The organism is Brachybacterium sp. UNK5269, assembly GCF_049266655.1.
In the GTDB taxonomy this organism is placed as follows: Bacteria; Actinomycetota; Actinomycetes; order Actinomycetales; family Dermabacteraceae; genus Brachybacterium.
The window spans coordinates 879283-897522 of the sequence record NZ_CP184883.1 but is presented as its reverse complement, the minus strand read 5'-3'; the positions used below and the strand labels follow the sequence as shown (position 1 = coordinate 897522).

Here is an 18240-nt window from a genome sequence, read left to right as displayed (position 1 = left end):
GGATCCGGGCGGTGTGTGGGTCAGCAGCGTCCCACCGGTACCCGGCCGCTCCACCGTAGGTGAACCGATCCTGGGAGACAAGTGCGCAGAGGCTGAGTTCACTCCTCGTGCGCCGGCGCGGGCGCACGAGGAGGGGCGGGCGTTCCGGGTCTCCCCGGGCCGCCCGCCCCTCGTGGCGCGGGACCGGCCGTGCGGCCGGTCCTGCGGATCAGTCCTGCTCGTCCTGCTTCTCGATGACCAGCGTCTCGGTGGTCAGGACCAGGCCCGCGATCGACGCCGCATTGCGCAGCGCGGAGCGGGTGACCTTGACCGGGTCGATGATGCCCGCGGCGACCAGGTCGACGTACTCTCCGGTCGCGGCGTTCAGGCCGGTGCCGACCTCGGCCTCCTTGACCTTCTCGACCACGACGTAGCCCTCGAGGCCGGCGTTCTCGGCGATCCAGCGCAGCGGCTCGACCACTGCGCGGGCCACGGCGCGCACGCCGACGGCCTCGTCACCGGTCAGCCCGAGGTCGCCCTGGAGCACGGAGGACGCCTGGACGATGGCGCTGCCGCCACCGGCCACGATGCCCTCCTCGATGGCTGCACGGGTCGCGGAGACCGCGTCCTCGATGCGCATCTTCTTCTCCTTGAGCTCCACCTCGGTGTGAGCCCCGACCTTGATCACGGAGACACCGCCGGCCAGCTTCGCGAGGCGCTCCTGGAGCTTCTCGCGATCCCAGTCGGAGTCGGTGTTCTCGATCTCGCCGCGGATCTGCGCGACGCGATCGGCGACGGCCTCCTCGTCACCGGCGCCGCCCACGATGGTGGTGGAGTCCTTGGTGACGACGACGCGACCGGCCTGGCCGAGCACCTCGGTGCCGACGGTCTTCAGGTCCAGGCCGAGGTCGGAGGTGACCACCTGGGCGCCGGTCAGCACCGCGATGTCCTGCAGCATCGCCTTGCGGCGATCGCCGAAGGCGGGGGCCTTGACGGCGGCACCCTTGAAGGCGCCGCGGATCTTGTTGACGACCAGCGTGGACAGCGCCTCGCCGTCGACGTCCTCCGCGATGATGAACAGCGGCTTGCCGCCCTCGACGACCTTCTCCAGCAGCGGCAGGATGTCGGCCACGGCCGAGATCTTGCCCTGGTGGAGCAGCACCTGGGCGTCCTCGAGGACGACCTCCTGGCGGTCCGCGTCGGTGACGAAGTGCGGGGAGATGTAGCCCTTGTCGAACTGCATGCCCTCGGTGAAGTCGAGCTCCATCGCGGTGGTCGAGGACTCCTCGACCGTGATGACGCCGTCCTTGCCGACCTTGTCGAACGCCTCGGCCAGCAGCTGGCCGATCTCGGTGTCCTGGCTGGAGACGGACGCGACGGAGGCGATCTGCTCCTTGCCCTCGATGTCGATGGCGATCTCGCCGAGCTTCTCGGAGAGCGCCTCGACGGCCTTCTCGATGCCGCGCTTGAGCGCCGCCGGGGCGGCCCCCGAGGCGACGTTGCGCAGGCCCTCGTGGACGATCGCCTGGGCGAGGACGGTGGCGGTGGTGGTGCCGTCGCCGGCCACGTCGTTGGTCTTGGTGGCGACCTCCTTGGTGAGCTGGGCGCCGAGGTTCTCGTAGGGATCCTCGAGCTCGATCTCACGGGCGATGGTCACGCCGTCGTTGGTGATGGTGGGGGCGCCCCACTTCTTGTCCAGGACGACGTTGCGGCCCTTGGGGCCGAGCGTCACCTTGACGGTGTTGGCGAGCTTGTCGACGCCGCGCTCGAGGGCGCGACGCGCTTCCTCGTTGTAGATGATCTCCTTGGCCATAGGGTTCAGGCCTCGATGATCGCGAGGATGTCGCGGGCGCCGAGGACGAGGTACTCCTCGTTGTCGTACTTGAGCTCGGTGCCGCCGTACTTGGAGAAGACGACCTTGTCGCCGACCGCGACGTCCATGGGAACGCGCTCGCCCTTGTCGTCGAAGCGGCCGGCGCCGACGGCGACGACCTCGCCCTCCTGGGGCTTCTCCTTCGCGGTGTCCGGGATGACCAGGCCGGAGGCGGTGGTCTGCTCCGCCTCGAGCGGCTTGACGACGACGCGATCCTCGAGGGGCTTGATGGAGACCGACATGCGGCTCACTCCTTCATGAAATGTTGACTGTGATTGAGTTCTGGGGTTCGGGGACCGGGTCCCGATCGTCGTCGCGGTGCCGACCGGGGATGATCCCTCATCGGCAGTCCTGGCACTCTCAGCCGTCGACTGCCAACGGGACCCACTCTAGGACCGCTTTGGCACTCGTGCAAGGCGAGTGCTAAACGGTGGGCGGTGGGTCGACCGCAGCGGGCCGCTCCGGGGCCGGCGTCGGGTGCCGGGACGCCTCGAGCGCGCCGCCCCGCCGGCTGCCCGCCAGGTGTGCGGCCGCCACGACCGCCATCGGGAGCAGCAGCGCGAGGCCGAAGGGCCAGCCGAGCTGGCCCGCCGGCACCAGGCCACCGCCGAAGGAGCGGCTGATCCCGACCACCACCGCCAGCACCGGCGGGAGCAGCAGGAGCGCTCCCCCGGTGCGGGAGACCGCGGCGGCCGCCCGGCCGCGTGCCCGGCGGGCCCGGCTCCGCTGACGTGCCGCACCGGGCGGCAGGAGCCCGCCGAGCTCGGCGCGGTCGAGGTGGTGGATGATCTCCGCGGCGGGGACCGCGAGGGCCGCGACCAGGCAGATCCCGCCCGTCGGCAGCAGCCACAGCGCAGCGGGCGTCAGCTGCGCCGCATGCGCGAGGCCGGCGGACCATTCCGGCGTGAACATCCCCAGCACCAGCCACAGCATCCAGGCGGTGACCGCGGCGGCCGCCGCCCACAGCAGGCCGGCGTGGACGGTGTGGGAGCGCCGGACCTCGACCCGGGCGTCGCGCTCGTCGACGACGCGGCGGCGGCGGACGCGCTCCGCGTCCCAGGCCGCCACCTGCTGCCGCGCCGGAGCGGCCGCGGTGGCAGGGGCGGGGCGCTGCGCGGGCGGGACCCACCCCGCGCGCAGGTGCTCCAGGACCCGGGTGAGCGCCGTGATCATGACCGGGCGGGAGGTCAGCAGGCGCAGCGGGATCAGCTGGTCGAGGGTCGGGCGCGGGAGCGAGCGGACGACGTCCACGAGGCGCCCCACCTCGCCGAGGCCGGGGGCCACGGGAGGGGTCTCGAGCGCGAGGTCGTCGAGGGAGAGCGCCCCGTCGGCCTCGATCTGCTCGAGCCGGCGCCCGATCGCCGCGTAGCCCTGCTCCGCGGCCTCGGGCAGACCGGACCGCTCCAGCATCCGGCGCAGGCGCAGGACGCCCTCGCGCAGGGCGCGATGGTCCAGGCCCACCAGTTCGGTGCGGATCCGCCGGGCCCGCAGCCGGTCGAGGACCTCCAGGGCGAGATCCAGCAGCACCCCGGCGGCGCCCGTCGCCCAGCCCATCGCCTGCGGGGCGGGCACGATCCGCGCCAGCTCCACCGGGTCGATCGCCTCCAGGCCGCGAGCGAAGGCGTCGAACCGCTCCTCGAGCGTGCGGAGGTCCTCGTAGGTCCTCACGCCCTCGAGCCGCGGCATCGGGTGCCCGGCGGCGGCGAGCGCGGCCCGCGCCTGCTCGAGCGCGTCGTGGACCTCGGACAGACGCCGCACGCTGCCCGGTCGCACGCCGAGGGCGAGCAGCAGCTGGCCGGCCGCGACCCAGAGAAAGGTCTCGTCGAGCAGCCCTCGCAGCCAGCGCGGCAGCGGGCGACCCGGCCGGAGGACCCGTTCCAGATGACGGTCCAGCAGGTGGGCGAGCATGGGGTCATCCTGCCTCAGCGGCGGGGCGTTCAGCGCCCGGCGGCCTGCACGATTTGCGCGACCTGCTCGGGGCTGAACCGGTAGACCGGCGCGTGGACGTCCGCGAGCGTGTCCCCGGCGCTCGGGAGCACCGAGCTGAACACACGCGGGGCGCCGTCACCGAGCTCGACGATGCTGGCCCCGGACAGGGCCAGCGCCTGCTCGCTGCTCGCGGCGGTCACCGGGTCCACCACGTTGGTGATGCCGGGGGCCACATGCACCGGGATGCCCGCGATCTCGCCGGTCATCGCGTGGTGGTAATGGCCCGACAGCACGATCCGCACGTCCGAGCCGGTGAGCACGGCGGCGAACTCGTCGAGGCCGTCGAGGTCCAGGCCGCGCAGCAGGGTGGTCGCGCCCACCAGGGGCGGGTGGTGGACGGCCAGCACGGTGCCGCCCGGGGCGGGGTCGGCGAGGACGCCGCGCAGCCACTCGAGCTGCTCGGGCTCGAGGTGCCCGTAGCCGGCGCCGGGGACGCTCGAGTCGAGCACCACCACGCGGCCGCCGCCGGGCAGCGGGACCACGCGGTCCTGGTCGGCGGTGCCGCGGTCGCCCGGGGCGATCGTCTCGGCGTAGGCGGCGGGGACGTCGTGGTTGCCCATCGCCACGACCAGCGGCGCGCCGAGGGCGGCGGCGAAGGGATCGAGGATCTCGTGCAGCAGGCGGTAGCTCTCCGCCGTGCCGTCCTCGGAGGCGTCCCCGGTGTGGACCACCGCGTCGATGCCGGTCAGACCCTCGAGGCGGGTCAGCAGGCCGCGCAGGGCGGCGGTGGGGTCGATGCGGTCGTAGTGGCGGCGGGCGGGGTCGCCGTAGAGGTGGGTGTCGGTGAGGTGGAGGATGCGCATGGCGGCACCGTAGTCACTGCGGGTGGCCGGGAGGTGGCGCGGCGGCGGCTATCCCAGCGCCCCGACCCATTCGCTCTCGCCGTCGTCGAAGAGCTGGTGCTTCCAGATCGGCACCCGCTGCTTGACGGTGTCCACCAGCTCGTCGCAGGCCACGAAGGCCTGCTTGCGGTGCGGGGCGGCGACCGCGCACACCAGCGCCGAGTCCCCGATCCCGAGCGGTCCGTGGCGATGGGCGACCGCGACCAGCGTGTCCGGGAAGCGCTCGGCGATCTCACGGGCGACCTCGGCGATCACGGCGCCGGCAGCGGGGTGCGCGGAGTATTCCAGGCGCTCCACGCCGCGTCCGCCGTCGTGGTCGCGCACCACGCCGTCGAAGGTGACGATCGCGCCGCAGCGGGGATCGGTGACCGCCGCGATCATCTGCGCGACCGTGATGCGCTCCTGCCCTACGGCGGCCACCCGCGCGCGCTGCGCGGCGGAGCCCATGCCGGGGTCCCCGGGGATCCGCAGGGCGTCGGCCGCGGTGCCGAACGGTGCGGCGCCGCGGGTGGGATCGGGCGTCCCGCTCATGCGTGGCCCCCGCCGTCGCGCTGCTCGAGCAGGTGGTCGAGGAGGGGGTCGAGCACGTCGATGCCGTCCGTGACGCCGCCGCGGGAGCCCGGCAGGTTCACCACGAAGCTGCGGCGGGCCATCCCGGCCAGACCCCGGCTGAGCAGGGCGGTGGGCGCCTTCTCGGCGCCCCGGCGGCGGACCGCCTCGAGGATGCCGGGCATCTCCCGGTCGATCAGCGGGGCGGTCTGCTCGGGGGTGACGTCGGTGGGGCTGATGCCGGTGCCGCCGGAGGTGATGACCACGTCGATCCCCGCCTCGATCGCGGCGGCGAGCGCCTCCCCGACGGCGGGACCGTCGGGGACGACCTGCTTGTCGACCGCGTCGAGCCCGCGGCCGACGAGCCAGTCCACCAGCAGCGGGCCGGTGCGGTCCTCGTAGGTGCCGTCGGCGGCGCGGGTGGAGGCGATGATGACGCGGGCGGTGCCGGTCAGGGCGGGCGCCGCCGCGGGATCCTCGCGGACGGTGCAGTCCGCGTCGCTGCGCTGGGCGGGCATCGGCTTCATCGCTGCTCCTCCTCCCGGGCGGGGCCGCTCGGCGCCGTCGCGCTCCCCCGGGTCCAGTCCCCGCTCTTCCCGCCGGACTTGGCCAGCACCTGGACCTCGTCGATGCTCGCGAGGTGGTCCACGGCCTTGATCATGTCGTACACCGTCAGGGCGGCGACGGTGACGGCGGTCAGCGCCTCCATCTCCACCCCGGTGACCGAGGTGGTGCGCACCCGGGCGGTGATCTCGACCCGGTCCTGGTGGGGCACCAGGTCCAGCTCCACCCCGGACAGGGGCAGCGGATGGCACAGCGGGATCAGGTCGCTGGTGCGCTTGGCGCCCATGATCCCGGCGATGCGGGCGGTGGCCAGCGCCTCGCCCTTGGGCAGGTCCCCGCTCGCGATGCGGGTGATCACGTCGGCGCGGGTGCGCAGCACCGCCCGGGCGGTCGCCTCGCGGGAGGTGACGGTCTTGTCGGTCACGTCGACCATATGGGCGGAGCCGTCGGCCCGCACGTGCGAGAGTCCGCTCGCGGTCTGGTTCATCTGTCTCCTCCGGGGATCAGCAGGGTCTCGAGCACATCGCCGTCGCGCACCGCGTCGACGCCGACGGGGACGACCACCAGGGCGTCCGCGGCCGCGTAGCCGCCGATCAGGTGCGAGGAGGCGCCGCCCGCCAGGCGCACCCGGCCCGAGGGCAGCACGCGGGCCCGCCGGTACTGGGCGAGCGCCGGCGGGGAGGCTTCCGCGGCCTCGAGCTGGAGGGGCAGGAGCAGCCGCCGGCGCTCCGGGGCCCCCAGCGCGGGCCGGGCGATCAGCTCGCAGCTGAGCAGGGCGGAGACCGGGTTGCCGGGGAAGGCCAGCCACGGCACGCGGCGCTCGGGCAGGTCGAGGGTGCCGATGCCCTGCGGTCCCCCGGGCTGCATCGCGACCTTCGGGAAGGCGAGCCGTGCGCCGGCGTGCTGCGCGGCGTGGCGGATCACCTCGAAGGCGCCGGCGCTGACGCCGCCGCTGGTGACGATGAGGTCGGCGTCATGCGCGGCGACCTGGGCGCGCAGGTGCTCGAGCAGGGCGGCGGCGTCGTCCGACACCGCGCCGACGTGCACCACCTCCGCGCCGGCGTCGGTGAGGGCGGCGGCCAGGCCGGGCCCGTTGGCGTCGAAGAGCCGGCCGGCGGCGGGGAGGTCGGCGCCGGGCGCCAGCACCTCGGCCCCGGTGGACAGCACGATGGTCCGCAGCGGGGCGACCACCTCGAGGTCCCGCGCCCCGCAGGCGGCGAGATGGGCGATGCGGGCCGGGGTCAGGACCTGCCCCTCCCGCAGGACGGTGTCGCCGCGGTGGGTGTCCGAGCCCCGTGCCCGCAGGAACCGGCCGGCGGCGCGGGAGGCGGGGGTGAGGGTGACGGTCCCGCCCTGCTCGGCGCCCGCGGCGAAGGCGCCGCGCTCGCTCTCCTCGACCGGGATCACCAGCTCCGCTCCTGCGGGGAGCGGGGCGCCGGTCATGATGGGGCGGGCGGTGCCGGGGGCGAGGGTGCTCGGCGGGTCGCCGGCCGCGATCGTCGGCCCCAGCGGCAGGGTCACCGTGGTGGCGGCGACGTCGACGGCGGCCACCGCGAAGCCGTCCATCTGGGAGTCGTCATGGCCGGGCACGTCGACCCGGGCGCGCTGCTCGCGGGCGGCCACCCGGCCGACGGCGCGGCCGTCGAGCGCGATCACCTCGGTGCCGCGCACGGCGGCGAGCAGGGCGACCGCATCGGCCACATGATCGCCGAGGGGGATCCGCTGGGCATCTGCCATCTCCGCACCCTCCTGTCTCCGACGGGGCCGTCCTGGACCGCGGCCCCGTCCAGTATTGCGCGCCCGGGGCCCCGGTGCCGGGGCGCGGCGCGACCGGGGTGCCGCGCGCCACCCGCCCTGGTCCTCCCCCGGCCCCCCGGGCGCGCCTATCCTGGAGGAGCACCCGGCGCTGCCGGGTCGCCGTCGGAGGGAGGGCACCATGGCATCACGCCGCATCAGCCTGGGGATGCCCACGCCGCGCCGGACGGACGAGACCGCCTCCGCCCTGCCCGACACCGCGGACCGCCCCGACACGCCCGCGCTCGCCGACCGCTTCGGCCGCGAGGCGACGGACCTGCGGCTGTCGCTGACCGACTTCTGCAACCTGCGCTGCACCTACTGCATGCCGGCCTCGGGCATGGCCTTCCTGCCCAAGGGCCAGCTGCTGAGCGTCGACGAGGTGGTGCGCCTGGTGCGGATCGGCGTGGAGCGCCTGGGCATCGAGCAGGTGCGCTTCACCGGCGGCGAGCCCCTGACCCGGCCCGACCTCGAGGAGATCATCGCCGGCGTCGCCGGCCTCGAGCGGCGGCCCGACATCTCGCTGACCACGAATGCGATCGGCCTGGATCATCGGGCGGCGCCGCTCAAGGCCGCCGGGCTGGACCGGATCAACGTGTCGCTGGACTCCGTGGTCTCGGAGACCTTCGAGCGGCTCAGCCGCCGTCCCCTGCTGCACCGGGTGCTGGCCGGCATCGACGGCGCCCGCGCGGCCGGACTGGAGCCGATCAAGGTCAACGCCGTGCTGCTGCCCGGCGTCAACGACCACGAGCTGCCGGACCTGCTGGACTGGTGCCTCGAGCGCGATCTGCAGCTGCGGGTCATCGAGCAGATGCCGCTGGATGCGGACCACATCTGGGAGCGCACCTCGATGATCACCGCCGCCGACGTGCAGCAGATGCTCAGCGCCCGCTACGTGCTCACCCCGGTCGCGGAGGCCCGGGACGGCGCCCCCGCGGAGTTGTTCGAGGTCGCCGACCGCGCCACCGGCCGTCATCGCGGCCGGGTGGGCATCATCGCCTCGGTGACCCGCCCCTTCTGCGCGGACTGCCGCCGCACCCGACTCACCGCCGAGGGCCGCGTGCGCACCTGCCTGTTCTCCCGCGAGGAGACCGACCTGCGCGGCGCCCTGCGCTCCGGCGCGGACGACGAGCAGATCGCCCGGATCTGGCGCGCCGCGCAGTGGGGCAAGAAGGCCGGGCACGGCATGGGCCGCGCCGACTTCGTGCAGCCCGAACGACCGATGAGCGCCATCGGCGGCTGAGAGAGGATGCGATGACCGACCTGGACTCCCCCACCCCGCCCGCCGCCCCCACCGGGCCCGCGATCAGCGTGCACCTGTTCGCGGGCGCCGCCGCCGCCTTCGGGGCCGACACCGCCACCGTGCACGGCGCGACCCTGCAGCAGGCTCTCGACGAGCTGCTGCGCGGGGCGAGCGACGAGGCGGCGCGCGTGGTCGACCGCTCCAGCTTCCTGATCAATGCCGTGGCCTGCACGGACCGCGACCGTGCGCTGGCCGACGGCGACCGCGTCGACGTGCTGCCGCCCTTCGCCGGCGGCTGAGGCCGCCCGGCGGCTACCGCGAGGTCCCCGGAGGCACCGTCTCGAGGCCGCTGCCCTGCACGGCCTCGAAGCCGCCGCGCAGCGAGAGCACCCGGATCCCCCGCTCGGCGAGCACGCGCTGCGCGCTGCCCGACCGGGAGCCCGCGGCGCAGTAGAGCACGGCTCCCTCGAGCCGCGCGGCGGCGATCCCCGCGGCGCCCTCCCCGGACGCTGCCGCATCCAGCACCTGCGCCATCGGCACATGCTCGGCGCCGCGGAGCATGCCGCCGGCCAGCTCGCTCTGCTCGCGGATGTCGATCACGCGGATGCCGGCCGCGAGCAGCGCCGGCAGCTCCTCGGCCGTCACCTCGTCGGCGGCCGGCCCGGTGGGCCCCGGCAGGGAGCAGGTGAGGGCGACGTCCTCGATCGCGGTGACCGGCAGCCGCTGCGGGTCCCGGGCGAGCGGCACCTCGTCCCAGCGGGCGCGCAGCGCGTCGTACAGCGCCAGGCGCCCGAAGAGGACCTCGCCCATCCCCGCGAGCACCTTGACGGCCTCCATCGCCATCGTCGAGCCGATCACCCCGCAGAGCATGCCCAGCACCCCGGCCTCGGCGCAGCTGGGCACCTCTCCCGGCCGTGGGGGCACCGGGTGCAGGTCGCGGTAGGTGACGCCGCGCCCCTGAGCCCCCCAGAACACGCTGACCTGCCCGGAGAAGGCGAGGATCGACCCCCACACCAGCGGCAGGTCGAGCAGCTCGCAGGCGTCCGAGGCCAGGTAGCGGGTGGGGAAGTTGTCGGTGCCGTCGAGCACCAGGTCGTGCCCGGCCAGCTGCTCGAGCGCCGAGGCAGGGGTGACGACGTCCACCACCGCGGTCACCTCGACCTCGGGGTTCTGGGCGCGCAGGTGCGCGGTGGCCGCGACCGCCTTGGAGCGGCCGACGTCGGCGGCGGTGAACAGCACCTGCCGGTGCAGGTTGGTGGCGTCGACGGTGTCGGGGTCGAACACGGTGATCCGGCCGACCCCGGCAGCAGTCAGGTAGCTCAGCACCGGGGCGCCGAGCCCGCCGGCGCCGATCACGGCGACCCGGGCGGCGGCCAGGCGGCGCTGGCCGAGCTCGCCCAGCTGGGGCAGCCGCACCTGACGCAGGTACCGGTCGGCGTCGCCGGGCAGCGCCTCGAGGCGCTCGTCCGGGATCGCGCGGTCGCGGATCCGGGGCGGCTCGGGGCGGCGGAGGGCATCGCTCGTCATGACTTGATTCTCCTCCACCGGCTCCCCCACAGCGGTCCCGGGACGCCCGAAGGCCCCGAGCATCTCCGCCCGGGGCCTTCGCGTCGGTGGCGGATCAGCCCTCGAGCTTGTCCGATCCCGCCACGTAGCCGATCGTCGTCCAGTCCGGGCGCTGGAAGCCCCAGGCACCGAAGTTCGCGAGATCGTCATGCTGCACGAAGAAGTCGTAGGACTGCCACAGCGGGATCACGCCCGCCAGCTCCCAGAGGTTCGCATCGATCTGGTTGATCAGCTCGAGGCGCTTCGCCGGATCGGTCTCGACCGCGGCCTGGTCGATGAGCGCGTCCGTCTCCTCGTTCCCGACCTTGCCGAAGTTCTGCTCGCCCTCGGACCTCCAGATGGAGTCGCCGGAGGCGAGGAACGGGTTGCCGACCCAGCCGAACAGGGTCAGATCGAACTCGCCGGGGATGACGTACTTGGCGAAGAGGTCCGTCGGCGGGACCTTCTGGACCTTCATGGTGATGCCCACGGCCTTGAGCTGCTCCTGGACCACCGGCACCACGGCCTCGTTGGTCTTCGAGCCGTCGTTGTAGACGTAGGTGATCTCGAGGGGCTTCCCGTCCTTGGTCGCCACGTCGTCCTCGAGGGTGTAGCCGGCCTCCTCGAGCAGCGCCTTGGCGGCCTGCGGGTCGTAGGTGCCCAGGTCGCCCGAGTTGTCCTGGTAGCCCTCCTGGTTCGTCATCAGGAGGTGGTTGTTCAGGGGCTCGGTGTCCTCCGGGTACGGCATGGTGGCGTTGACCGCGAGGAAGACCTCCTCGCGATCGATCGCACGGTGGACGGCCTGACGGACGGCCTGATCGGCCAGCGGGCGGCCCTCGGCGCCGTTGAGCGTGATGTGGGTCCAGTTCGGGCCGGCCGCGCTGCGCAGGGTCGCGCCGCTGCCGATCATCGGCTCGACCACGGAGTAGGTCGCGGGCACGGTGGTCTCGATGACGTCGAGCTGACCGTTCTGGAAGCTGGTCGCCGTGGCGGCCGGGTCCTCGATGGTGGTGAACAGGACTTGGTTCAGCAGCGGCTTGTCGCCCCACCAGTTCTCGTCGGGCTCGAGCACGACGGTCTTGTTCGCCGCGTCGATCGAGCCGATCTTGTACGGGCCGGCGGTGACCAGCGGCTCGGCCTGCCAGCTCGAGTTGAAGGCCTCGGCCGACGCGGCGAGGGAATCGGGCATGACCGCGGCCAGCCCCATCCAGTCGGCGTACTTCTCCGCGAAGGTGACGACCGCGACCAGGTCGCTGTCGCCCTGCTCGATCTTCTCGACCTTGTTGTAGCCCTCGGAGGAGGCGATGCCGTAGTCCTCCTTGGAGCCGTCCATGGTGGTGAAGGCGTTCTCGATCGAGGTGAAGTTGATCGGGGTGCCGTCGGACCAGGTCATACCATCGTTGAGCTCGATCTCCATGACCTGCGGATCCTCGGAGGTGAGCTCGAGGCGGGCGACGTAGTGCGGGTTCGCCGTCACCTCGCCGGCGGCGTTCGAGGTCCACAGCTCGAGCGGGAAGATGGCCCGCAGCATGTCGCTGGTGTTCCGCTCATTGCCGTCGCTGTGGAACGGGTTCCAGTTCGCCGGGAAGGCGTTGTTCGCCAGCCGCAGCACGCCGCCCTCGCCGAGCTCGTCGCGCTCCTTGGCATTGATGTCGTTCTGGTCGGCCGCGATCTGCTCGCCGCCGCCACCGCCGCCGTCGGAGCTGCCGGTGGAGCCGCCCTCGCCGCCGCCGGACCCCGGATCCTGGCTGCAGGCCGCCAGTGCCGTCATCGAGACGGTCAGAGCCGTCGCCCCCAGCATCGAACGCCGCGTCAGTCGCATATGAAACTCCTTCGTTCGCGGGCGTCGAGATCTTCGAGCCCGCTGGATGTCCAGGACCGCCGAGCGCTGAGGGACGGGACCACCGTGGTCGCGCCCGCGCTGGCGATGCGCCCAGTGTAGGCGTCGGAGGGCTCCGGGCCCCGTGCCTCGCGGCGCGCTGTTACCGGTTTGCAACCCGGACTTCGGGACCGGACATCATGGTCATTTCCGACAGTCCCCGCGCAAAAGGGCGGCTCCCGGGGGTGCCGCCCTTTCCGTTCGACCATCCTGCCTGGTCAGGAGCCTTCGGTCGTCCCCAGGGCGGTGGCCCCGTCCCCGTCGAAAGCGGAACGGTCGATGAATTCGCGGCGGCGCGAGCGCGCGATTTCGGGATCGGGGATCGGCACCGCGGAGAGGAGTTCTCTGCTGTATTCGTGCTGCGGGTCGGCGAAGACGTCCTCGGTGGCGCCGATCTCGACGATCCTGCCCTGCTTCATCACCGCGATCCGGTCGGAGATGTGCCGCACCACGGAGAGGTCGTGCGAGACGAACAGGAAGCTCACCCCGAGCCGGACCCGCAGGTCCGCGAGCATCGCGAGCACCCCGGCCTGGACCGTCACGTCGAGGGCGGAGGTGGGCTCGTCGAGGACGATGAGCTTGGGATCGCAGGCCAGCGCCCGCGCCACGCCGACCCGCTGGCGCTGGCCGCCGGAGAACTCGGTGGGGAAGCGCGCGGCGTGCTCGGGCAGCAGACCGACGGTCCGCAGCAGCCATTGCACGCGCTCGTCCATGCGCTCCCTGCTGTACCCCTGGACCCGCATCGGCTCCTTGAGGATGTCGGCGATCGGCATGCGGGGGTCGAGCGCGGCCATCGGGTCCTGGAACACGATGGTCACGTCCGAGCGCAGGGCGGCGCGCTCCTGGCGCGACAGCGACCCCGTCTCCCGGCCGCCGATCCGGATCGCACCCTGCTGGGGCGCGCGCAGCTGCATGATCTCCATCAGCGTGGTGGTCTTCCCGCAGCCGGACTCCCCGACCAGGGCGAGGCATTCGCCCTCGCGGATGTCGAAGGAGATCCCGTCGACCGCCCGCTGCTCGCCGACCTTGCGCCGCACGATCGCGCCCTTGGTGATGGGGTAGACCTTGTGCAGGTCCTCGACCTCGAGCACCACCGGGCGCTCCTCGCGGGGCGTGACCTCCGCGGCGGAGCCGGCGACCTCGGCGACCAGGCGCATCGCGAAGCCGGCCACGGACCTCGACTCCTCCGAGCCGGCCAGGTCCACCCGCGGCACGGCGGCCAGCAGGTTGCGGGTGTACTCCTCGCGCGGGCGGTAGAAGATGTCGTCGACCCCGCCCAGCTCCACCATCCGCGAATCCTTCATCACCAGGACGCGGTCGGCGAACCCGGCGACGACCCCCATGTCATGGGTGATCAGCACCGTCGCGGCGCCGATCAGCTCCTGGGCGGACTTCAGCAGGTCCATCACCTGGGCCTGGATCGTCACGTCGAGGGCGGTGGTGGGTTCGTCGGCGATGATCAGCTCGGGCTCGTTGGCGATCGCCATCGCGATCATCGCGCGCTGCCGCATGCCGCCGGAGAACTCGTGCGGGTACTGGCTCGCCCGGCGGGCGGGCTCGGGGATCCCCACCGCCTCCAGCAGCTCGACGGCGCGCTTCCCGGCCTGCTTGGCGGTGACCTGGGGATGGTGGATGCGCACGACCTCGGCGATCTGCTGACCGACCCGGTAGACCGGGGTCAGCGCCGACAGCGGGTCCTGGAAGACCATGGAGATCGTGTTGCCGCGCAGCGTGGAGAGCTGGCGGTCGTCCAGGGTGAACAGCGGCCGGCCGAGCAGCTCGATCTCCCCGGTGACGGTCGCGGTGCGCGGGAGCAGGCCCATCACGGCCAGCGAGCTGACGGACTTGCCGGAGCCGGACTCGCCGACGATGGCGAGCGCCTCGCCCTTGCGGACCTCGTAGCTGAGGTCCGAGACGGCGTGGACGGTGCCGTACTCGGAGGGGAAGGAGACGCTGAGGTCCCTCACGGACAGGATCGGTGCAGACATTCTGCTCCCCTCAGAGCCGGCTGGAGCCGCTGGTCGGGTCGAGGGCGTCGCGCAGCGCTTCGCCCATCAGGTTGATGGAGATGACCAGCGCCGCGAGGACGGCCGCCGGCGGGATCCAGGTGTACGGCGCGGAGATGTTGTAGTCCTGCAGCACCGTGCCGAGGGAGACCTGCGGGTACTGGATGCCGAAGCCGATGAACGACAGGCTGGTCTCGGCGAGGATCGCCGCGCTCACCCCGAGGGTGGTGTCGATGATGATCCAGCTGGCGATGTTCGGGATGATGTGCCGCGTCATGGTGACCAGGGGGTGGACCCCCATGAACTGGGCGGCCTGCACGTACTCGGTGCGCACCAGCTGCTGCGTCATCGCCCGCAGCACGCGGGCGGTGAGCATCCAGGCGAAGCCGGCCAGCAGGGGGATCATCCACAGCCAGGAGGCCCGCTGGAGAGCGGGGCTGAACAGCATCAGCAGCAGGATCGACGGGATCACCAGGAACAGGTTGATCAGGTTGACCAGGGCGCCGTCGGCGAGGGCGCCCCACTTCCCCTTCGGGCTGACGTACCCGGCGACGACGCCGACCACCAGTGCCAGGAAGGCGGTCAGCAGTGCCGTGCCGAGGCCGATCACCAGCGAGATGCGCAGCCCCTGCAGGGTGCGCGCGAAGATGTCGAGCCCGTTCTCGTTGACCCCGAACCAGTGGAAGGCGCTGGGGCCGGTGAGGGCGTTGCGCAGGTCCCGCTCGAAGGGGCCGTACTGGTAGACCTCGGGCCCCACGACCGCGAGCACGACCAGCGTCCCGAAGATGATCATCCCCGCCCAGGCGCTGCGGCTGCGCAGGAATCGTCGGCGCAGCAGCTCGCCGCGGCCCATCGACTCGAGAGCGGGGGCGCGCTCGCCGGGCAGCGCCGCGCGGTCCGGATCCGGGTGGTCGGCGCCGGAGCCGAGCACCGGATTCGCCGCGGGGTCGGTGGTCTGCCGGAGCTTGGCGGCATCGTCGGAGGAGCGGATGTCGTTGGGGTTCGTCATCGTCTCACCGGATCCTCGGGTCGAGCACGCCCTGCAGGAAGTCTGCGAAGGTCGCGGAGAGCAGGGTCAGGATGGCCGTGTAGAGCACGACGCCGGCGGTGCCGTTCACGTCGGCCATCTGGATCGCGGAGATCGCGAAGCGCCCGATGCCCTGCCAGTTGAACATCAGCTCCACGAAGAGCGACCCGGAGAAGGCACCGCCGACGGCGAAGGCGAAGTACTGCCCCATGGGGATCAGCGCCATCCGCAGTCCGTGCCGGTTCATGGCCTTGCCGCGGGTCAGGCCCTTGGCGCGGGCGGTGCGCAGGTAGTCACTGCCCATCACGTCCAACGTGGTGACCTTCATGTACCGCGAATAGGACGCTGCTGCGGTCAGCGCCAGCACGATGGTGGGCATGATCAGAGCCTTGAGCTGGTACTTGATCGATTCCCAGGACCCCTCCGCGAGGAGCGGGTTGATCGGGTTGATCGCCGGCAGGCCCCATCCGGTCGCATCCATCACCGTCTGGTTGACCTGCTGCACGATCAGGATGATCACCGGGGCGGGCAGGGACAGCACCACGAAGGCCAGCAGGGTCGAGGCGCGGTCCCCGAAGGAGTTGCGGCGCACCGCGGTGACCATGCCCAGCACGATGCCCAGCACCGTGCCGATCGCGGTGCCGAGCAGGACCAGGCGCAGGCTGATCGGGATCCGGGTGCCCAGCTCGCCCAGCACCGGGTTCATCACCTTGTTGGTGCCGGTGGTGACGCCGAGGTCGCCGCGGACCAGGCCCCCGAGCCAGTTGGCGTAGCGCTCGAACAGCGGGGTGTCCGGGTTGACGTTGCGCACGTCGAGGTACATCTGGGCGGTCGCCGCCGGCAGGGGCTCCGTCGCGATCGGCGGGTAGAGCACCTCCTCGGGATGCATCATCGAGGCCGCCAGGAGGTACGCGAAGCTCGTGGCGACGAACGCCAGGATCGCGTAGGTGAGCAGTCGGACGGAGACGAACCTAAGCACTGGGTCTCCTCGGCATGCGCTCGATCATCCGCCAGCATTCCTCTCCGTACCCGTCGGATCCATCCGTGGTGCACACCGGCCCCCGCATCGGGGACGAGCAGCGGGGACCGACCACTCCCCTGTGACCGGCATCCCCCATGACACCCCCTGACCCCGCTGTGTCGCGGGTCTCTCCGGGTGCACCCGGACACCATAGCGTCTGCGCCGTGCCGCCCGGACGACGAGTGACCCGGCGGTACCCGGCAGCCGCACGGATATGCTCGAATCGTGACCTTTCTGCACCTTCTCGTGCTCGTGCTCGGCGTCGTCGCGGCGATCGTCGGCGCCGACGTCCTCGGTCATCGGGGCCTCGGGCCCTGGCCGATCGCCCTGCTCGCGCTGGCGCTGATCCCGGTCGCCGGATGGCTCTACAGCCCCTGGCTCGCCGCCGGCTCCCTCGGGCTCGCCCTCGGCGCCGCAGCGGCGATGGTCGCCGCGTGGACCCGGACGTTCGCTCAGCGCCGCCGGCTGCGCCGGGAGCAGCTCCGCCGGCGCGAGCTCACCCGCGCCCGTCAGTTCGAGCAGACGGCGCGGCGGCAGCGCTGAGCGCCGGCGGCGGTCTCAGAGCGCGACGACGAGCGCGGTGCCCGGCCGCCGGCCCTGCGTGTCGACGGGGTCCTCCCCCACCCTGGCCAGCACCAGTGCGTCGGCCCGCCCGTAGGGCGCCAGGCGCCGGCCGGGCAGCAGGTCCACCACCTCGTTCCCGTCCGGGTCGCGGCGCAGCCGCCCGGGCCGGGCGTGCACCGTCCCGGGCCCTCCGCCGCGCGGCCGGGCACCGGGGTCCCCGCTCTCGCCCAGCAGCACCCGGCGCGGTGTCGCGGCAGCCCCCGGCAGCAGCGGGCGCACGAACAGGTGGTAGCCGACGAGGGCTCCCACCGGGGTGCCGGGCAGATGGACCACGGGGGTGCCTCCGGGCAGGTGTCCGAAGCCCTGGGGTCCGCCGGGCCGCAGGGCCAGGTGCTCGAAGCGGGAGGTGCCGGTGCCGCGCCCCCCGAGCAGCAGCTTGACCACGTCGAAGGCGCCCTGACCGATGCCCCCGGTGGTCAGCACCAGGTCGGCGTCCGCCGCGGCCCGCTCGAGCGCGCCGCGCAGCTGCGGGGGCCCGTCGCCGCTGCGGTGGACGCGGGGCGCGGCCCCGTCGCCACGGAGGGCCGCAGCGAGCATCGCCCCGTTGGACTCGCGCACCGTGCCGGTCTGCGTGGCATCGTCGGTCAGCTCGTCCCCGGTGACCACGACGGCCACCCGCACCGGGCGCCGCACCGGCAGCGAGCCCAGCCCCAGGGTGCGCGCCAGCCCCACCAGCCCCGCCCCCACCCGATCGCCGGGCAGTGCGAGCAGCTCACCGCGGGTGACCTCCTCCCCCGGGCGGCGGATGTGCCGATCGGCAACCGGCAGCTCCTCGAGCATCACCGTCACCGTGGGCGTGACCGCGCCGAAGGCATCCGCGTCGGTGGCCTCGACCTCGATCACGGCGTCCGCACCGTCCGGCACCGGGGCACCGGTCATGATGCGGGCGGCGGTGCCCGCAGCCAGGCGCCCGACCTCCCCGGGCCGGGCGGCGATCTCGGCGCTGACCGGGAGCACGGTCGTCCCGACCGCCAGGTCGCCCCGTCGCACCGCGAAGCCGTCCATCGCGGCGATCGGCACGGCCGGGACGTCCTCGGGGCTGCGCACCTCGCCGCCCAGCACGGCCCCCTCCGCCTCGAGCACCGGGACCCGGGTCACCGCCTCGGGCAGGGAGATCTCCCGCTGCAGCAGGTCGCGCCACCGGCAGGGGTCCAGGGATGCGGCGCTCATGCTCCTCCTGATCGGGGCGGTCGGGCGCGGGCGGAGGCCCGGACGGTCCCGCAGGGCCGCGCCCGCTCCCATGATCCCGCATCTCCGCGGCCCCGCTCACCGGCCCGTCGACGCGTCCGCGGGTGCATGATGGGC

The 18240-nt window shown here is 73.1% G+C and carries 17 protein-coding genes; 3 read left to right on the top strand and 14 right to left on the bottom strand.

Features of this window, described 5'->3' with window-relative positions; genetic code table 11:
* Positions 1–208: 208 nt before the first annotated feature.
* From groL to glp, 8 genes are all read right to left on the bottom strand, one after another.
* Entirely contained in the window at positions 209–1792 is a 1584-nt protein-coding gene (gene groL / locus ACOJUI_RS04085; protein ID WP_422116826.1) for a chaperonin GroEL, read from the bottom strand.
* A 5-nt stretch (positions 1793–1797) separates the two neighbouring features.
* A complete protein-coding gene (gene groES / locus ACOJUI_RS04080; RefSeq protein WP_422116825.1) occupies positions 1798–2094 on the bottom strand; it encodes a co-chaperone GroES in 297 nt (98 codons plus the stop codon).
* Positions 2095–2275: 181 nt separating this feature from the next.
* Entirely contained in the window at positions 2276–3760 is a 1485-nt protein-coding gene (locus ACOJUI_RS04075) for a hypothetical protein (RefSeq protein WP_422116824.1), read from the bottom strand.
* A 29-nt stretch (positions 3761–3789) separates the two neighbouring features.
* Positions 3790–4644, bottom strand: a complete 855-nt coding sequence (locus ACOJUI_RS04070; RefSeq protein ID WP_422116823.1) for a metallophosphoesterase family protein — start codon at positions 4642–4644, stop codon at positions 3790–3792.
* 48 nt (positions 4645–4692) lie between these two features.
* Entirely contained in the window at positions 4693–5130 is a 438-nt protein-coding gene (locus tag ACOJUI_RS04065; RefSeq protein WP_422117610.1) for a molybdenum cofactor biosynthesis protein MoaE, read from the bottom strand.
* Positions 5131–5210: 80 nt separating this feature from the next.
* Positions 5211–5759 carry a MogA/MoaB family molybdenum cofactor biosynthesis protein gene (locus ACOJUI_RS04060; RefSeq protein ID WP_422116822.1) on the bottom strand — a complete coding sequence of 183 codons (549 nt, stop codon included), beginning with the start codon at positions 5757–5759 and terminating at the stop codon, positions 5211–5213.
* Positions 5756–6283 carry a cyclic pyranopterin monophosphate synthase MoaC gene (gene moaC / locus ACOJUI_RS04055; protein ID WP_422116821.1) on the bottom strand — a complete coding sequence of 176 codons (528 nt, stop codon included), beginning with the start codon at positions 6281–6283 and terminating at the stop codon, positions 5756–5758. The genes ACOJUI_RS04060 and moaC overlap by 4 nt, the downstream gene beginning before the upstream one ends.
* Positions 6280–7533 carry a gephyrin-like molybdotransferase Glp gene (gene glp, locus ACOJUI_RS04050; RefSeq protein ID WP_422116820.1) on the bottom strand — a complete coding sequence of 418 codons (1254 nt, stop codon included), beginning with the start codon at positions 7531–7533 and terminating at the stop codon, positions 6280–6282. Before glp ends, moaC begins: the two co-directional genes overlap by 4 nt.
* A 199-nt stretch (positions 7534–7732) precedes the next feature.
* On the opposite strand from glp, the gene moaA reads away from it, so the two are divergent.
* Positions 7733–8833, top strand: a complete 1101-nt coding sequence (gene moaA, locus ACOJUI_RS04045) for a GTP 3',8-cyclase MoaA (protein ID WP_422116819.1) — start codon at positions 7733–7735, stop codon at positions 8831–8833.
* A gap of 11 nt (positions 8834–8844) precedes the next feature.
* Positions 8845–9132 carry a MoaD/ThiS family protein gene (locus ACOJUI_RS04040; protein WP_422116818.1) on the top strand — a complete coding sequence of 96 codons (288 nt, stop codon included), beginning with the start codon at positions 8845–8847 and terminating at the stop codon, positions 9130–9132.
* Positions 9133–9145: 13 nt separating this feature from the next.
* Here ACOJUI_RS04040 and ACOJUI_RS04035 read toward each other — a convergent pair whose 3' ends face one another.
* From ACOJUI_RS04035 to ACOJUI_RS04015, 5 genes are all read right to left on the bottom strand, one after another.
* Complete coding sequence (locus tag ACOJUI_RS04035) at positions 9146–10360, bottom strand: ThiF family adenylyltransferase (RefSeq protein WP_422116817.1); 1215 nt, start codon at positions 10358–10360, stop codon at positions 9146–9148.
* 94 nt (positions 10361–10454) lie between these two features.
* A complete protein-coding gene (locus ACOJUI_RS04030) occupies positions 10455–12200 on the bottom strand; it encodes an ABC transporter family substrate-binding protein (protein WP_422116816.1) in 1746 nt (581 codons plus the stop codon).
* A 275-nt stretch (positions 12201–12475) separates the two neighbouring features.
* Positions 12476–14245 carry an ABC transporter ATP-binding protein gene (locus ACOJUI_RS04025; protein ID WP_422116815.1) on the bottom strand — a complete coding sequence of 590 codons (1770 nt, stop codon included), beginning with the start codon at positions 14243–14245 and terminating at the stop codon, positions 12476–12478.
* A gap of 10 nt (positions 14246–14255) precedes the next feature.
* Positions 14256–15272, bottom strand: coding sequence for an ABC transporter permease (locus tag ACOJUI_RS04020; RefSeq protein WP_422116814.1), 1017 nt, complete (start codon positions 15270–15272; stop codon positions 14256–14258).
* A gap of 4 nt (positions 15273–15276) precedes the next feature.
* Positions 15277–16269: an ABC transporter permease gene (locus ACOJUI_RS04015; protein WP_422116813.1), complete on the bottom strand. Its 993-nt coding sequence runs from the start codon at positions 16267–16269 to the stop codon at positions 15277–15279.
* A 267-nt stretch (positions 16270–16536) separates the two neighbouring features.
* Between ACOJUI_RS04015 and ACOJUI_RS04010 the strand changes: the two genes are divergently transcribed.
* The gene (locus tag ACOJUI_RS04010) at positions 16537–16854 is read left to right on the top strand and encodes a hypothetical protein (protein WP_422116812.1); all 318 of its coding nucleotides are present in this window, start codon (positions 16537–16539) and stop codon (positions 16852–16854) included.
* A gap of 15 nt (positions 16855–16869) precedes the next feature.
* Here ACOJUI_RS04010 and ACOJUI_RS04005 read toward each other — a convergent pair whose 3' ends face one another.
* Entirely contained in the window at positions 16870–18105 is a 1236-nt protein-coding gene (locus ACOJUI_RS04005; protein ID WP_422116811.1) for a molybdopterin molybdotransferase MoeA, read from the bottom strand.
* Between the last annotated feature and the right edge of the window lie 135 nt (positions 18106–18240).

Coding starts and splice junctions, on each gene's coding strand:
- groL (WP_422116826.1), bottom strand. CDS start 1,792: ATGGCCAAGGAGATCATCTACAACGAGGAAGCGCGTCGCGCCCTCGAG.
- groES (WP_422116825.1), bottom strand. CDS start 2,094: ATGTCGGTCTCCATCAAGCCCCTCGAGGATCGCGTCGTCGTCAAGCCG.
- ACOJUI_RS04075 (WP_422116824.1), bottom strand. CDS start 3,760: ATGCTCGCCCACCTGCTGGACCGTCATCTGGAACGGGTCCTCCGGCCG.
- ACOJUI_RS04070 (WP_422116823.1), bottom strand. CDS start 4,644: ATGCGCATCCTCCACCTCACCGACACCCACCTCTACGGCGACCCCGCC.
- ACOJUI_RS04065 (WP_422117610.1), bottom strand. CDS start 5,130: ATGGGCTCCGCCGCGCAGCGCGCGCGGGTGGCCGCCGTAGGGCAGGAG.
- ACOJUI_RS04060 (WP_422116822.1), bottom strand. CDS start 5,759: ATGAAGCCGATGCCCGCCCAGCGCAGCGACGCGGACTGCACCGTCCGC.
- moaC (WP_422116821.1), bottom strand. CDS start 6,283: ATGAACCAGACCGCGAGCGGACTCTCGCACGTGCGGGCCGACGGCTCC.
- glp (WP_422116820.1), bottom strand. CDS start 7,533: ATGGCAGATGCCCAGCGGATCCCCCTCGGCGATCATGTGGCCGATGCG.
- moaA (WP_422116819.1), top strand. CDS start 7,733: ATGGCATCACGCCGCATCAGCCTGGGGATGCCCACGCCGCGCCGGACG.
- ACOJUI_RS04040 (WP_422116818.1), top strand. CDS start 8,845: ATGACCGACCTGGACTCCCCCACCCCGCCCGCCGCCCCCACCGGGCCC.
- ACOJUI_RS04035 (WP_422116817.1), bottom strand. CDS start 10,360: ATGACGAGCGATGCCCTCCGCCGCCCCGAGCCGCCCCGGATCCGCGAC.
- ACOJUI_RS04030 (WP_422116816.1), bottom strand. CDS start 12,200: ATGCGACTGACGCGGCGTTCGATGCTGGGGGCGACGGCTCTGACCGTC.
- ACOJUI_RS04025 (WP_422116815.1), bottom strand. CDS start 14,245: ATGTCTGCACCGATCCTGTCCGTGAGGGACCTCAGCGTCTCCTTCCCC.
- ACOJUI_RS04020 (WP_422116814.1), bottom strand. CDS start 15,272: ATGACGAACCCCAACGACATCCGCTCCTCCGACGATGCCGCCAAGCTC.
- ACOJUI_RS04005 (WP_422116811.1), bottom strand. CDS start 18,105: ATGAGCGCCGCATCCCTGGACCCCTGCCGGTGGCGCGACCTGCTGCAG.